The organism is Baekduia alba (genome assembly GCF_028416635.1).
GTDB lineage: Bacteria > Actinomycetota > Thermoleophilia > Solirubrobacterales > Solirubrobacteraceae > Baekduia > Baekduia alba.
The window spans coordinates 2,778,537-2,793,572 of the sequence record NZ_CP114013.1; the positions used below are offsets into that span (position 1 = coordinate 2,778,537).

At 71.6% G+C, this 15,036-nt stretch carries 14 protein-coding genes; 7 read left to right on the plus strand and 7 right to left on the minus strand.

Going from position 1 to position 15,036, the window contains the following annotated elements:
- Positions 1–2: 2 nt before the first annotated feature.
- The 5 genes from DSM104299_RS13900 to DSM104299_RS13920 form a co-directional block, all read right to left on the minus strand.
- Complete coding sequence (locus DSM104299_RS13900) at positions 3–488, minus strand: nitroreductase family deazaflavin-dependent oxidoreductase (RefSeq protein ID WP_272477911.1); 486 nt, start codon at positions 486–488, stop codon at positions 3–5.
- Positions 489–802: 314 nt separating this feature from the next.
- Complete coding sequence (locus DSM104299_RS13905) at positions 803–1,708, minus strand: dihydrodipicolinate synthase family protein (RefSeq protein ID WP_272477912.1); 906 nt, start codon at positions 1,706–1,708, stop codon at positions 803–805.
- Positions 1,709–1,727: 19 nt separating this feature from the next.
- Entirely contained in the window at positions 1,728–2,306 is a 579-nt protein-coding gene (locus tag DSM104299_RS13910) for an RNA polymerase sigma factor (RefSeq protein WP_272477913.1), read from the minus strand.
- A gap of 84 nt (positions 2,307–2,390) precedes the next feature.
- The gene (locus DSM104299_RS13915; protein ID WP_272477914.1) at positions 2,391–3,119 is read right to left on the minus strand and encodes a TetR/AcrR family transcriptional regulator; all 729 of its coding nucleotides are present in this window, start codon (positions 3,117–3,119) and stop codon (positions 2,391–2,393) included.
- 41 nt (positions 3,120–3,160) lie between these two features.
- A complete protein-coding gene (locus DSM104299_RS13920; RefSeq protein WP_272477915.1) occupies positions 3,161–3,865 on the minus strand; it encodes a TetR/AcrR family transcriptional regulator in 705 nt (234 codons plus the stop codon).
- Between the two features lie 319 nt (positions 3,866–4,184).
- On the opposite strand from DSM104299_RS13920, the gene DSM104299_RS13925 reads away from it, so the two are divergent.
- The gene (locus DSM104299_RS13925; protein ID WP_272477916.1) at positions 4,185–4,688 is read left to right on the plus strand and encodes a hypothetical protein; all 504 of its coding nucleotides are present in this window, start codon (positions 4,185–4,187) and stop codon (positions 4,686–4,688) included.
- 40 nt (positions 4,689–4,728) lie between these two features.
- Here DSM104299_RS13925 and DSM104299_RS13930 read toward each other — a convergent pair whose 3' ends face one another.
- Positions 4,729–5,370, minus strand: a complete 642-nt coding sequence (locus tag DSM104299_RS13930; RefSeq protein ID WP_272477917.1) for a TetR/AcrR family transcriptional regulator — start codon at positions 5,368–5,370, stop codon at positions 4,729–4,731.
- Between the two features lie 99 nt (positions 5,371–5,469).
- Positions 5,470–6,198, minus strand: coding sequence for a hypothetical protein (locus DSM104299_RS13935; RefSeq protein ID WP_272477918.1), 729 nt, complete (start codon positions 6,196–6,198; stop codon positions 5,470–5,472).
- A gap of 224 nt (positions 6,199–6,422) precedes the next feature.
- Between DSM104299_RS13935 and DSM104299_RS13940 the strand changes: the two genes are divergently transcribed.
- Genes DSM104299_RS13940 through DSM104299_RS13965 form a run of 6 tightly spaced genes read left to right on the plus strand, consistent with a single transcriptional unit; the run spans position 6,423 to position 14,847 of the window.
- A complete protein-coding gene (locus DSM104299_RS13940) occupies positions 6,423–7,763 on the plus strand; it encodes an MlaD family protein (RefSeq protein ID WP_272477919.1) in 1,341 nt (446 codons plus the stop codon).
- Complete coding sequence (locus DSM104299_RS13945; RefSeq protein ID WP_272477920.1) at positions 7,760–9,091, plus strand: MlaD family protein; 1,332 nt, start codon at positions 7,760–7,762, stop codon at positions 9,089–9,091. Before DSM104299_RS13940 ends, DSM104299_RS13945 begins: the two co-directional genes overlap by 4 nt.
- A 14-nt stretch (positions 9,092–9,105) precedes the next feature.
- Positions 9,106–10,524, plus strand: a complete 1,419-nt coding sequence (locus DSM104299_RS13950; RefSeq protein ID WP_272477921.1) for an MlaD family protein — start codon at positions 9,106–9,108, stop codon at positions 10,522–10,524.
- The gene (locus DSM104299_RS13955) at positions 10,521–12,026 is read left to right on the plus strand and encodes an MlaD family protein (RefSeq protein WP_272477922.1); all 1,506 of its coding nucleotides are present in this window, start codon (positions 10,521–10,523) and stop codon (positions 12,024–12,026) included. Before DSM104299_RS13950 ends, DSM104299_RS13955 begins: the two co-directional genes overlap by 4 nt.
- Positions 12,026–13,363, plus strand: coding sequence for an MlaD family protein (locus DSM104299_RS13960; RefSeq protein WP_272477923.1), 1,338 nt, complete (start codon positions 12,026–12,028; stop codon positions 13,361–13,363). Before DSM104299_RS13955 ends, DSM104299_RS13960 begins: the two co-directional genes overlap by 1 nt.
- Positions 13,360–14,847, plus strand: coding sequence for an MlaD family protein (locus DSM104299_RS13965; RefSeq protein ID WP_272477924.1), 1,488 nt, complete (start codon positions 13,360–13,362; stop codon positions 14,845–14,847). The genes DSM104299_RS13960 and DSM104299_RS13965 overlap by 4 nt, the downstream gene beginning before the upstream one ends.
- Positions 14,848–15,036: the final 189 nt, after the last annotated feature.

The window sequence follows — 15,036 nt, forward strand, 5'->3', positions numbered from 1 at the left end:
CCCTAGCGATCGCGCAGAACCACCAGCGGGATCTCGCGCGTGGTGCGGCGCTGGTAGTCGCCGTAGGCGGGGTAGAGCTCCAGCAGCGCGGGCCAGAGGCGCTCGCGCTCCTGGGGCGTGGCCTCGCGCGCGGTGACCGGGCGGCGCCGGCGCCCGACCTCGACGACCGTGTCCGGCGTCGCGCGCAGGTTGTGCAGCCAGGCCGGATGCTTGGGCGCGCCGCCATAGGAGGCGACGACGACGAGGTCGTCGCCGTCGGGCAGGTAGAGCAGCGGCGCGACGCGCTCCTCACCGCTCCTGCGCCCGACGTGGTGCAGGAGCAGGACCGGTGCGCGGTCGAACGAGCCGCCGAGCCGCCCGCCGCTGACGCGGTAGGCCCACGTGTTGATGGCCGTCACCGCGCTCCACGCCTTGAATCCCGCGGAGCCCGGCTTGGGCGGCCGGGCCGCGGAGGTCAACCTGCCGTACATGCCCTTCGCGCGCGCCATGGCGGACATCTTCGCTTCAGCCATCCGTCCATGCGCCGATCACCGTGTGCATGGCTCACATTTGTATGCGCTGCCTGCGCCTGTGGCTTCCACGCCGCGACGAGCAGCGCTCGACCTGCCCGCGATGCGGCGGGGCGCTTCGCCCGCATTAGCCGTGCAGCGGCCCCGCCGCTGCGCCGCACTGACGGTGGGACCCTGCGACCGCAGTAGCCGCGGTGCCCGGCCCCGCCGCACGGCGGGCGCCGCCTCCTTCTCGGGCGTGACCGGCTGGCCGGTCGCGTCCGCCACGCGGCGCCGACCGCCGGCTTCTGCGGTCAGCCGCCCTGCGCGACGGCGTCCAGCACGGCCTGGGCGCGCGCCAGCGAGGCGGGCGCCGCATTGACCTGCGGCGAGCGGACGTCCGGGGTCGCGATGCGCCCCTCGGCGTGCAGCAGCGCCTTGATGACCGCCGGGCTGGGCTCGGCGACCAGCGCCTGGACGAGCGGCAGCAGCGCCTCGGCATGCGGGCGCCCGGCCGCCACGTCGCCGGCCGCGCCCGCGGCGAGCATCGCGACGAAGCGCTCGGTCGCGACGTGGCTGCAAGCGGCGATCGCGCCCTTGCCGCCCATCAGCATGGTCGGGAACAGGAACGCGTCGTCGCCGCCGAGGACCGCGAAGCCGTCCGGCTGGCCGGCGAGCACCGCGAGCGTGTCGGCGTCGAGCGCGCCGACCGCCTGCTTGAGGCCGGCGACGTTGTCGGTCGCGGCCAGCTCGAGCAGCGCGGCCGCGCCGAGCCCGCGCCCGGTGCGATACGGCACGTTGTAGGTGATGAGCGGCACGGGGGAGCGCTCGGCCACGGCCTGGAAGTGCCGGACGATCCCGGCCTCGGACGGGCGCACGTAGTACGGGACGACGGCCAGCGAGGCACGGACGCCCGGGACGTCGGCGAGCGCCGCGTGGCGCTCGATCGTGGTGCGCGTGTCGTCGGTGCCCGCACCGACGACGAGGTCCGCGCCGCGGTCGGCGCACACGCGCGCGCAGGCGGCGACCGTCGCGTCGCGCTCGGCGGCGTCCAGCGAGGACGGCTCGCCGGTCGTCGAGAGCGCGATGAGCCCGGTCGCGCCAGCGTCGAGCACCTCGGCGCCCAGCCGCTCCAGCGCGTCGAGGTCGACGGCACCGTCGGCCGCGAACGGCGTGACGATGGGGACGAGCAGGCCCGTGGGACGATAGGAGGAGGGCATCGCGCCATCTTATGGGCGCTCAGAGCAGCTCCCGGATCTCGCGCGCGTCGGGCGCCAGACGCTCGGCGAGCGCGCGGATCCCGCGCGAGACGCGGGCGCGCACGGCCTGCTCGTCGATCCCGAGGTGCTCGGCCATCTGCTCGTAGCTCAGCTCGTCGAGGACACGCAGGCGCAGGGCCTCCTGCTGCTCGTGCGACAGGCCGTGCAGGTGGGTCGCGACGCGCCTGCGCAGCTCCGAGATCCCCGCCAGGTCCTCGAGCCGGCCGAGCTCGTCGTCGGAGAGCGGGGGCCGCTGGATGCCGAGCCGGGCCACGGCCCGCGCCTCGGCGCGGTGGCGCCGCACGAAGTGGCTGACCTCGTGGCGCGCGATGCCGTACAGCCAGCCGATCGCCTCCTCGCGCGAGCACCCGCGGAACTGGCGGCGATTGGTGTAGGCCCGTGCGAAGACCTCGGCGGTCAGGTCGGCGGCGCTGCCGGCGTCGAGCGTCTTGCGCGCGACGTAGACGGCCATGCCGGGCGCGTGCGAGCGCCAGAGCGCGTCCAGGGACTCGCTCGTGATCGCGAAGCCAGCAGGGGAATCGGGACGGCACCGCAGCACGCAGAAGACCTCCTCCGGCCGCGGAGTCTGCCACGGAACCGTGTCCGCCGGCGGAGGTCGTGTCTGAGCGGCGGCGCGGGCCGGCTACTCGTCGGCCGGCTTGCTGCTGGCCTTGGCCTTGGGCTTGGAGCGCCTGCGCTCGTTCTTGAGCAGGGAGGTGGCGGTCTCCTGGCCCACGTAGGGCAGGAGCACCGAGAACAGCAGGTCGGGCAGCAGCGCCGGAAGCTCGTCGCCACGACCCTGGAGGACGCGCGAGTAGACGACCTCGTAGATGCCGCCGACCAGCGTCTCGGCCGTCAGCGCCGGCGGGAGCTTGGCCTTGGGCAGCTCGTCGGCGGCCGCCTTCTCGATCATCGTCGCGAAGGCCGCCATCGTCTGGTTGCGCCGCTCGATCGCGATCGAGCCGGCGGCCATGACCTCGACGATGCACATGTCGGCGAAGGCGGGCTCCTCGGCGATGAACGAGAGGAACGCGCCGAGGCTGTCGCGGATCTTGGCGACCAGGCCGTCCGCCGCCTCGTAGGACTCGTAGACGTGGCGCAGCAGCTGCTGGGTGACCTCGTCGTAGGCGGCGAGGTAGACGTCTTCCTTGCCCCGGAAGTTGTCGTAGAACGTCCGGCGGGAGACACCGGAGGTGACGACGATGTCCTCGACGCTCATCGCGACGTAGCCGGCGGCGCTGCAGACGTCGGCGACCGCGGCCAGGATGCGCTGGCGCTGGTTGGCGACGACGAACTGCCTCGACAGGCCATGGCGGCCTGCCGGTAGCTGGTACGGCTCGCGCTGACGCTTCTTCCGGGGCTGTTCAGGCAAGGCGGACGGAAACATACATGTCTCGTCGGCCGCCTTGCATGTCAGGGCGAGGGGACCGCCCGCGCGACTGCCGTGCGCGTGACGCGCTGGTACTCGGCATCGGCGATCTCGGGTCCGACGAAGGGCAGGAGCGCGCTGTGCAGGAGCGACGGCAGGAGCGTCGGGAGCTCGGCCGTGCGGTGGGAGGTCACGCGCGAGTAGATCACCTCGTAGATGCCGCCGACGATCGCCTCGATCGCGACCGGTGGGGCGATCGAGTTGACCATCGCGTCGTCCGGAGGTGGTTGCAGGAGCACCTGGAAGGCCTCCATCGCCGCGGAGCGCCGCGCCAGCGCGCGCGGACCCGCGGCCAGCGCCTCCACGACGCAGACCTGGGCGAGCACGGGCTCGGCGGCCAGCAGGTTGAGGAACGCGGCGAGGCCGCGGCGGACGCGCGACGTCCACGTCTCTCCGGTGGCGAACGCGGAGGTCACACCACTCAGGAGCTGGTCCAGGACCAGCTCGTAGGCGGCGAGGAACGCCTCCTCCTTGTTGGCGAAGTGGTCGTAGAACGTCCGGCGCGAGACGCCGGCGATCGCGATGACGTCCTCGATCCGCATGGCCGCGTACCCCGAGCGGCTGGCCGCCTGGAGCACCGCGTCGAGGATCCGCTCGCGCTGGTTGGAGACGACGAACGCCCGCGGGAGCCCGTGCCGACCCGCCGGAAGTTGGTGCGGTGCACGGTTGTGGGACGTTCTCTGCTCCACGAGTCGAAACATACCTCTGTTTCTCACCGGGTGCCAGTGGTTCGTCCCGCCGAGAAGCACCCATCCGGGTGCTGGTCAGCGAGCGGACCGACCGCTAAAGCTCCGTCACACCACTGCGCCTCGAGGCTCTTAGAGGGAGTGTGGGTCGATCCGGCGGACCTGCGAGACCGCCGGGAAGCGAACAACGGGGGGTCGAATGAGGATGCTGAGCGAGGTCCCTTCCGGCGCGCGTGCGTGCTTGCCGGACTGCGCGACGTGTGAACGGCTGCGGGCTGCCGCGGCTCCGGCGGTGTTGATGGCCGGAGGAGCCGAGGTCACCATGGCCGACTTGGCCGCTGCGGCCGGCATCCCGGCGCCGGCGGCCGAGGGGCACTGCCCCGAGGGCGCGGCGGCCGTGGTCGCCGATGCCTACCGGCGCGCGTCGGGGGAGCTCTATGGCGAGTACGCCGCGTCGTTCCGCCTGGCGGACACGTGGTCGGAGAAGCTGGGAGCCGCGTTGCAGCGGCTTCTTCGCCGGTTGGCTGAGGAGCCGGCGATCGCCCACCTGTGCTTCGTGGCACCGGTGGGCGGGGACGAGCAGCTGCGCGAGATCCGCGAGGCGTTCCGCGCCCGCTACGTGCGGCTGCTGTCGACCGAGCAGGATCGTCATGCCGACGACGTCGAGCTGCTGCCCGAGCTCCAGCTGGAGATGATGGTCAGCATCGTGTTCCGCACGATCGGCGAGCTGGTGGCTGAGGGCCGCGCGCCCGAGCTTCCGGCGCTGCTCGAGGAGATCGCGGGGGCGGCGCAGGTGTTCGAGCCGCGGGTGGCCCTCACGGCGTGACGCCCGGGCGTCGCCGCGGTTCGACGAGCGGCCGCTTCCGTCAGGAGGCGGCCGCCGTCCCGCGGCGCTCGGCAGCGAGCAGCGTGCAGATGGCGGGCGCGAGCCGCGGGAGCGACGCGTGCCGCCCGTCGATCAGCCGCCGCTGGATGATCCGGTGGACCGCGCCGAGCACGGCGTGGGCCACGTCGTCGGAGCGCAGCGCGCCCGGCGCGCGGAAGTCGTCCGGCTCCTGGTACCGCACGACCTCGGCCGCGAGCAGCCCCATGGTCTTCTCGTGGCGCGCCAGGCCGGCAGGCCCGGCGGCGAGGATGTCGACGCACAGGACGCGCGCGTGGGCGGGCCAGGCGGCGAAGTAGCGCAGCAGGGCGGCGAGGGCAGGCTCGAGGGCCGGGCCGGCCTCGATGACGATCCGCATCGTGTCGTCGCGGACCGCGTCGTAGGTGGCGAGCAGGCACTCCTCGCGGTTGGCGAAGTGCTCGTAGAACGTGCGCCGCGACGCTCGCGCGCCGATGATCACGTCGTCGACGGTGACGTCGAGGAAGCCGTTGACCGAGGCGCACTGCGCCATCGCGGCGAGCAGCCGGCTCCGGGCGACGGCGGGCCAGGCGCTGGGCACTGCGGCGCTGCCGTCGCGGAGGACGACCGGGCGGGTCAGCGCGGAGAGCGCGGTGGCGGTGGGCACGGGCGACCTTCCGTGATCGTGGGATGGTGCGGCGCTCCGGAGATCGGTACGGATCGATCCCCGGAGCGCGACGCGACGGCCGGCCCTAGGCCGGAGGCACTACTTGCAGGGCGTGGACCCGTTGTAGGTGACCGAGCCGCCGGTGCTGAGGTCCGCCACGGCGCTGTACTGCCACTTCTTGCTCGACGGGCAGGAGGTCGTGGCGACGTAGTCCTTCGCCCACGACTTGCCGCCGACCGTGACGTTGAGCGTGTTGAGCGTGATCGGGACGCCGGCCACGATCTGCAGCGACTTCGGGACCTCGAAGTGCACCTTGTAGGACCACTTGCCGGAGGTGTCCTTGGTGATCTTGGCCGGGACCGCGGCCGCGACGCGGGCCGGGTTCTGGAGGACGGTCCAGAAGTAGATGACGCCCTTGCCGCCGTTGACGACGGTGATCTTCGGCGAGGTGTGGACCGTGTCGGCGAGCGCGTCGCCGCTGCCCTTGCCCATGATCGACTTGGCGGGGCACTTGTCCGGACCGCCGCGGCCCAGCGTGGCCGCCGAGCAGCTCGGGTACTTGCCGCCGTTGTACAGGCCGCCCTTGGGGATGTAGACGTCGCCCGACTGGATGATCGGGTGCTCGACGTCGCCCGTGGTCGTCCACTTGGCGTTGAACTTCAGCGTGACGCCCTGCGGCTTCTTCTTGGTGCCGGCCTTGTTCGGCGAGACCGTTGCGTTGGCGGTGAACTGCGTCGGCGACGCGTCCTGCGCGATGGTCGGGGCGACCTCGACCACCGCGAGGGCCAGCACGCCCAGGGCTGCGGTCGGGATCAGGAACTTGCGCATCGATGCTCTCCTCATTGGTTCTGCGACGTCGGGGACCGTAACGGCTCCAGACGTCGACTGCAAACAGAAGTGTCTGCAATATGAACTCGCCTGGCGCAGGGAAGTTGCGGGTCAGCTTCGCGCGCGGACGAGGGGCTCGACGGTTCCCCGTTGCCCCCGAAAACGACCACGTGTACATTGCCGGCATCTCCACCGCGGCCCGCCAACCGTCCCGGGCGCCGCGCATGCTCGCCCTCGCCGCCCTGCTGCTCGTCGCAGCGGTGCTGGCGTGGGTCCTGCTGCGCAGCGACGCCCACCAGTACCGGCTCGTGTTCTCGAACGCGAGCCAGCTGGTCAAGGGCGACGTCGTGCGCATCGGCGGCTCGCCGGCCGGGACCGTGAAGTCGGTCGACCTGAGCGCCGACGACCAGGCCCAGGTCGACATCGAGGTCAAGGACGACTACGGCCCGCTGCACGAAGGGACCACCGCGACGATCCGGGCCGAGGGCCTGACCGGCGTGGCGTCGCGCTACATCGACGTCAGCCCGGCGTCGGAGACGCGGCCGACGCTGGACGACGGCGCCCTCATCCGCGGCGACAAGACCACGTCGCTCGTCGAGATCGACCAGCTCTTCGACACGCTCGACCCCAAGACGCGCGACGGGTTGGCCGGCCTCATCAAGGGCTCGGCCGACTGGTACGACGGCAAGGAGTCGGCGGCCAACGCGTCGGCCCAGCAGATCCCCAAGGCGCTGGCCGAGCTCGACGCGGTCGCCGACGAGATCACCTCCGACAGCGGGATCTTCGAGCAGTTCCTGGTCCAGACCGGCGACGCGCTGGGCGCGGTCGCCGACCATCGCGACCAGCTGACGTCGCTGGTGTCCAACACGCGCCAGACCTCCGCCGCGCTGGCGTCCGACACGCAGTCGCTCTCGACCGCGCTGGTGAACGTGCCCGACGCGCTGCAGAGCGGCAGCGACGCATTCGTCGCGCTGCGCCCGGCGCTGACGGACCTGCGCAAGCTGACCGACGCGACCGAGGCCAACACCAAGAACCTGGAGCCGTTCCTGAAGGACTTGACGCCGGTCCTCCAGGAGGCGACGCCCACCATCGGGCAGCTGCGCAGGATGTTCGCGCAGCCGGGCGCCCACAACGACCTGCTCGACGCGCTGAAGGAGCTGCCCGCGCTCGGGAAGCTGAGCGACAAGGCGTTCCCGTCCGGCGAGAAGGCGCTGAAGCAGTCGTCGCCGATCTTCTCCTTCGCGCGGCCGTACGTGCCCGACCTCGTGTCCTGGGTCCGCGGCTACGCGGGCGCAGGCGCGACGTACGACGCCAACGGCCACTACATCAAGACCGTCCCGGTGTTCAACGCGTTCACCTTCACCGACGACGCCAACGGCGGCAAGCTCACGCCGCGGCCGGCCGGCGAGCGCGGCACCAACCCGGCGTTGACCAACGGCAACCTGCGGCGCTGCCCGGGCGCGTCGACGCCGGCGGCCGCCGACCGGTCCAACGGGTTCGTCGACCCGGGCGACCTGGCCAACGTCGACTGCGACCCGTCCGAGTCCGTGAGGCCGACCGGATGAGCCTGCGCCGCCGGCTGGGCCTGAGCCTGATCGGGATCATCGTGTTCGCGTTGGTCGGCGCGGCGCTGGGCGCCGGCGGGTCGTCCGACGGCGGCGGCTACCGCGTGCGCGCGGTGTTCGACAACGCGAGCTTCGTCATCTCGGGCGAGGACGTGAAGATCGCCGGCGTCAACGTGGGCAAGATCGACTCGCTCGACGTCGATGCGCACCACCGCGCGGTCGTGGTGCTGAGGATCGACGACCCGGCGTTCGTCCCGTTCCGCAAGGACGCGACCTGCCACATCGGCTTGCAGTCGCTGATCGGCGAGCAGTACGTGGAGTGCACGCCCACGCAGCCGCGCGGCGGTGACCGGGCGCCGGCGCCCGAGCTGCCCAAGGTGCCGGACGATCAACCGGGCGCGGGCCAGCACCTGCTGCCGGTGTCGCAGACCTCGTCGCCGGTCGGCCAGGACCTGTTGAACGACATCATGCGCGTGCCCGAGCGCCAGCGGCTGCCGTTGATCATCAACGAGCTCGGCACGGGCCTGTCGGGCAACGGCGAGGCGCTGCAGGCGGCGCTGCGCCGCGCGAGCCCAGCCCTGCAGCAGGCCGACAAGCTCGTCGCGGTCCTCGCGAGCCAGAACGAGACGTTGGGCAAGCTGGTCGACGACTCCGACGCCGTGCTCGGCCCGCTGGCCGAGCACCGCAAGGACCTGGCCGGGTTCGTCAAGAACGCGGGCGAGTCGGGCGCCGCGACCGCGCGCCAGGGCGACGCCCTGGAGCAGAGCTTCGCGAAGTTCCCCGCCTTCCTGCGCGAGCTCGGTCCCGCGGCCGATCGCCTCGGTGCGCTCGCCGACCAGACGACGCCGACGATCAAGGCGCTGTCCTCGCAGGCGACCTCGGTCAACGCGGCGATCGAGCGGCTCGGGCCGCTCAGCACGCAGGCCACCGGCGCGCTGAAGACGCTCGGCAAGGTCGCCGACCAGGGCCGCACGACGTTCCCACGCGCGGAGAGGGTCGTGCAGCAGTTCGCCGACCTCGGCATCCCGATCGAGCCACTGGCCCAGAACCTCGGCGCGCTCTCGACGAGCTTCGACAAGACCGGCGGCATCGAGTCGCTGATGCGGTTCATCTACTTCTACACGGGCGCCGTCAACGGCGAGGACGCCTCCGGCCACTACACCCGCGCGGGCCTGTCGTTCGGCGACTGCGTGACGCGCACGCCCGACTTCGACCCGGCGAGCATCTGCGCTTCGAAGTTCATCGACGAGGCGACCACCGAGGCCTCGGCCGCCCGCGCCAAGACGTCGTCCACGCTCCTCGGCTACCTGCTGGACGGCGGCAAGTGAACCGGCGTCGCAACATGTCGATCGCCGCGAACCCGATCCTCATCGGCGGCGTCACCGTCCTGATGGTCATCGTCGCGGTGTTCCTGTCCTACAACGCGAACCACGGCCTGCCGTTCGTCCCGACCTACAAGGTCAACGTCGTGATCCCCAACGCCGACGGGCTGATCGCCGGCAACGAGGTGCGGATCGGCGGCAACCGCGTCGGCATCGTGCGCAAGATCGACGCGTTCGCGCGCGACGACGGCTCGACCGGCGCCACGCTGGAGCTGGCGCTCGACGCCAGCAACGAGCACCTGCCGGTCGACAGCACGATCCGGGTCCGGCCGAAGTCCTCGCTGGGCCTCAAGTACGTGCAGATCACGCGCGGCACGGCCGGACGCGAGATCCCGAGCGGCGGGCGGATCACCGTGGCGGCGAACGCCCAGACCGGCGTCAACATCGACCAGTTCTTCAACATGTTCGACGAGCCGACGCGCGAGGGCTCGGCCGGCAACCTGATCGAGTACGGCACCGGCTTCGCGGGGCGTGGCGCCGACCTCAACACCGCGGTGCGCAACCTCCAGCCGCTGGTCGACCACCTCGAGCCCGGGGCGGCGAACCTGCTCGCGGCGCGGACGAGGTTCGACGCGCTGTTCCCGGCGCTCGAGCAGGCGGCCAGCGAGGTCGCGCCGGTCGCCGAGACCAACGGTCGGCTCTTCGGCGACCTCAACACCACCTTCGGCGCGCTGGCCGACAACGCCCAGGCGCTGGAGGACACGATCGCCGGCGGCCCGCACGCGCTCGACGTCGCCACGCGCGAGCTGCCGGCGCAGGCCGGCTTCGAGGCGGACAGCACCGAGCTGTTCCACCGCCTGCGCAAGCCGTTCCAGCAGCTCGCGTCGGCATCGACGTACCTGGCGCCCGCGTTCAAGGCGGGCACGCCCGCGTTGAAGATCTCGCCGGAGCTCAACGCCCGCGTGGTCCAGACCCTGAACGCGCTCGACACGTTCGTGTCCGACCCGGTCGTGCTGCCGGCGCTGCAGCGCCTCACCGAGACCGCGAACCTCTTGAACCCGATCATCGCGTTCGCGACGCCGACGCAGACGACGTGCAACTACTTGTCGCTCTTCTTCCGCAACCTCGGCAGCGCGCTGTCGGAGAGCGACACGGTCGGCACGTTCCTGCGCGCGGATCCCGTCGTCGCCGGCCAGCAGCCCGACAGCGAGGCCGGCCCCGCCGCGGTCCCGGCGCACGGTCCGCCCGACGTGGCGACCACCACGATCCGGGACCAGTTCCTGCACGCCAACCCGTACCCGAACACCGCCGCGCCGGGCCAGACCCACGAGTGCGAGGCGGGCAACGAGGACTACATCGCGCGCCAGCAGGTGATCGGGAACGTGCCCGGCAACCAGGGCACGAAGGTCGAGCAGACCAAGCCGGAGCCGGCCCGATGAGACGCAACCAGAAGCTCGGGATGCCCCCGCTGCGCGCGGGCCTGCTGACGATCTTCCTGCTCGCGGTGATCGCCTACTTCGGCTTCACCAAGGCGGTCCCGTTCCGCCATCACTTCGAGATCCAGGCGGTCGTCAAGACCTCGAACCTGCTGCGCCCGAAGTCGCCGGTGCGCATCGCGGGCGTCAACATCGGCGAGGTCGTCAAGGTCGGGCGCTACAAGCACACCGACCTGTCGGTGGTCACGCTGCGCATCGACGACAACGGCCAGCCGATCCACCGCGACGCCACGCTGAAGATCCGCCCGCGCCTGTTCCTGGAGGGCAACTTCTACGTCGACCTCCGGCCGGGGACGCCGAGCACCGGCAAGCTCGACGACCGCGGGATGATCCCGATCTCCCAGACCAGCACGCCGGTGCAGCTCGACCAGGTGCTCACCGCCCTGCAGTCCGACACGCGTGCCTCGCTGCAGGTGGCGGTCAAGGGCCTGGGCACCGCGCTCGACGGCCAGCCGACCGCCGCCGACGACGCCGACCAGAACCCGGCCGTCCGCGGGCTCACCGGCGCCCAGGCGCTGAACAAGACGCTGAGCACGAGCCCGCAGTCGCTGCGCGAGACGGCGGAGATCGGCGGGGCGCTGCTCGGCCCGCACCCGCACGACCTGTCCAAGACGATCCACGGCCTCACGCGTGCGATGACCGCGCTGGCCGACCACCAGACCGACCTGTCGGACCTGGTCGTGGACTTCAACACCACGATGCAGACGACGGCCGCGCACTCCGCCGACCTCACCGCCTCGGTGCGCGAGCTCGGCCCGACCGCGCAGCATGCGAGCCAGGCGTTCCGGCTGCTCGACACCTCGCTGCCGGCCACGCGGCGATTCGCGCGCGAGCTGGCCGGGAGCCTCCCGGCGCTGCCGGCGACGATCGCCGCTGCCGGGCCGTGGCTGACCCAGTCGCGCAAGCTGCTCGGCGACGACGAGCTCGGCGGGCTGCTCGACCGCCTCAGCCCGGCGACCGCGAACCTCGCAGCGCTGGGCCACGCGACGCGCGAGTGGCTGCCGAAGATCGACGAGTTCAACCGCTGCGTCACCGGCGTGATCCTGCCGATGGGCAACCTGAAGGTCGACGACGGCCCGCTGTCGGCCATCACCGAGAACTACAAGGAGTTCTGGCACGCGATGGTCGGCCAGGCCGCCGAGGGCCAGGGCTTCGACGGCAACGGCAACTACCTGCGCCTGCAGGCGTCGCGCGGGCCGACCTCGATCGTCACCGGCAAGACCAACTACTCGGACTTCCCGTTCGTCGGCCAGCCGACGCTGCCGCCGCTGCGCACGCGCCCGGCCTACGGCAACAAGCTGCCGGTCATGACGCGGTCGGTGCCGTGCTCCAAGAGCCCCGTGCCGGACGTCAACAACGCGGCCGCGACGGGTCCGGCAGACGGCTCGAACCCGTCCGGCGCCGCGCCCGACGACGAGGCCGTGCAGTCCGGAGGCGGGGGCTGATGCGCATCCGCGGCCTGCGCAAGCAGCTCGGCAACGCCATCTGGCTCGCGGCGATGATCGCGACGGGCCTGTTCGTCGGCAGCTACCTGCTCGCCCACGAGCGCATCGCGTGGCCGAGCTGGGTCCCGGGCCTGGGCAAGGAGTACTTCTACGTCAACGCCAAGTTCAACACCGCGGCGGGCGTGCTGCCGGGCCAGGGCAACGCGGTCACGATCGCGGGCGTGAAGGTGGGGGAGATCTCGGGCGCGCGGCTCCAGGACGGGCAGGCCGTGCTGAAGCTCCGGCTCGACGCGAAGTACGGCCACGTCCACCCGGACGCCACGCTGCTGCTGCGGCCGAAGACCCCGTTGAAGGACATGGTCGCCGAGCTCGACCCGGGGACCAAGGGCCCCGAGTTGAAGGACGAGGGGACGCTCGGCGTCGGCTCGACGCAGCCCGACGTCAACTTCGACGAGATCCTGTCCGGCCTGGACGGCGACACGCGGGCGGCGCTCGTCGCGCTGCTCCAGGGCGCGGGCACCGCGCTGGGCGGCGAGGGCGGGCGCGAGCTGGCGAGCACCGTCAAGCGCTTCGAGCCGCTGTCGCGCCATGCGGCCGAGGCCGGCCGGCTCGTCGCGCAGCGGCGCGTGAAGCTGCGCCACCTGATGGGCAACCTGTCGCTGCTGGCCCAGGAGCTGGGGGCGCGCGACAAGGACCTCGGCGAGTTCGTGAACTCGAGCGCCGCGGTGTTCCGGCACTTCAGCGCGCAGAACGACAACCTGGGCGAGACGCTCTCGCTCCTGCCCGGGACGCTGCAGAAGACCGACACGGCGCTGGGCAAGCTCGACGAGCTGGGCGCGACGTTCAAGACCGGCCTGAAGGCGCTGCAGCCGACGGCCAAGGCGCTCGGCCCGACGCTGCGCGCCACGCAGCCGTTCTTCAAGGAGACGACGCCGGTCATCAAGCGCTCGCTGCGCCCGTTCGCGCGCGAGGCGCAGCCGACGGCGGCCAAGCTCGTCCCGGCCGCCAAGCACCTGGCGACGGCCACGCCGCACCTCGACACGCTGACGACGATGTTGAACGGGTTGCTCGCGGAGCTGGCGCACGATCCGCCCGGCGACGGCGTGCACGGCAACAGCTACCTGTACTACGTGCCGTGGGCCAACCACAACACCAACTCGGTGTTGGCGTCGCAGGACGGCATCGGCCCGGTCCGCCACAGCCTGATCCTGTACCCCTGCGGCTCGCTGAAGATCATCAACTCGCTCTCCAACAACTTCAAGAACAACCCGACGCTCGCCGCGGAGCTCCAGCTGCTCGGCGTGCCGAAGGCGGGCTCCTGCGGGAAGGACGGATGATCAAGACCGTCCCCACCCTCGGTCGCATCGCGGTGATGGCGCTCTTCGCGCTGTCGAGCTTCGGCGCGTGCCTGTTCCTGTGGATGGCCTTCGGCGGCCCGTCGCCGCTCAAGCCCAAGGGCTACCAGCTCCACATCGCCTTCCCCGAGGCGACGCAGCTGGCCAATCAGTCCGACGTCCGGATCTCGGGCGTCAGCGTCGGCAAGGTCGTCAAGCTGGCGCCGGGCGCCGACAACCGGACCGAGACGACGATCCAGCTGAAGGCCAAGTACGCGCCGGTCCCGCGGGACTCCAAGGCGATCCTGCGCGTCAAGTCGCTGCTGGGGGAGACCTACGTCGAGCTGACGCCCGGCGACCGCAAGGGCCCGCAGGTCCCCGACGGCGGCTCGCTCGACCCGGGCCGGGTCGCGCCGACCGTCGAGCTCGACGAGATCCTGGGGACGTTCGACGCCAAGACCCGCAAGGCGTTCCAGACCTGGATGGCGTCCCAGTCCGCGGCGGTGCAGGGTCGCGGCGCCGACATCAACGCGTTCTTCGGCGTGCTGCCGGGGTTCACCGAGAAGTTCGGGAAGCTGTTCGAGACCCTCGACGCCCAGCAGGCCGCGACGAGCAAGGCGATCTCGTCGACCGGTGAGATCTTCGACGCGATCAGCGAGCGCGAGGGCCAGCTGCGCGGGCTGGTCACCGACTCGCAGCGGCTGTTCGCGACGACGGCCGCGCGCAACGCGGACCTCGCCAAGATCATCCAGAAGCTGCCGCGCTTCGAGCGCGAGAGCAACGCGACGCTGCCGCAGCTGACCGCGTTCGGCAACCACGCGCGGCCCGCGATCCAGCAGCTGCAGCCGGCCGCGACCGCGATGGAGCCGGCGTTCAGCGCGCTCAACGACGTGGCGCCGCAGTTCGACGGGTTCTTCGGGCAGCTCCAGGAGGTCGTCGACGCGTCGGAGAAGGGCCTGCCGGCGTTCAACCGGATCCTCGGCAAGCTGCCGCCGCTGCTGGACGCGTTCCAGCCGTTCCTGCGCAACGCGAACCCGATCGTGGACTACATCGGCAAGAACAAGCGCGAGGTGACCGCGTTCTTCGCGAACACCGCGGCGTCGTCGCAGGCCTACGACCTCGGCGGCCAGACGCTCGCGGGCACGCAGCACAACGTCAAGTACCTGCGGACGTCGCAGATCCTCAACCCCGAGACGCTGACGTTCTACCCGCGGCCGCTCGGCACGTCGCGCCTGAACCCGTACACGGCGGCTGGCACGACCCTCGAGGGCCTCAAGAACGGCGCGAGCATCTTCGGCAACGGGCAGTGCCCGAGCGGCGACGTCGCGCTGCCCACCTCGGCCGACCCGGACGCGCTGCTGCAGCTCATCGAGCCGTTCGTGTTCCGCACCGCCGACAAGGACGCCGTCGCGACCCCGACGTGCAAGTCCCAGGGCAACTACCCGGGCTTCTCGACGGCCTTCCCGCAGCTTCGCGCCGAGCCCTGATCAGCGGCCCGCGCGGCTTGACAGGTGGGGCCTCGTCTGGTCCAATTCCCATCGAGAGACGAGATCGTGTCTGGACCGGCACGAGATCCACTCGCAGCAGCAGATCCTCTCTCGAAGCACCGGCCATACATAGGCGCGTGGGGCGCCACTCGGCCGGTCCATCGAGGGAACGACACCGGGGAGCCTGCC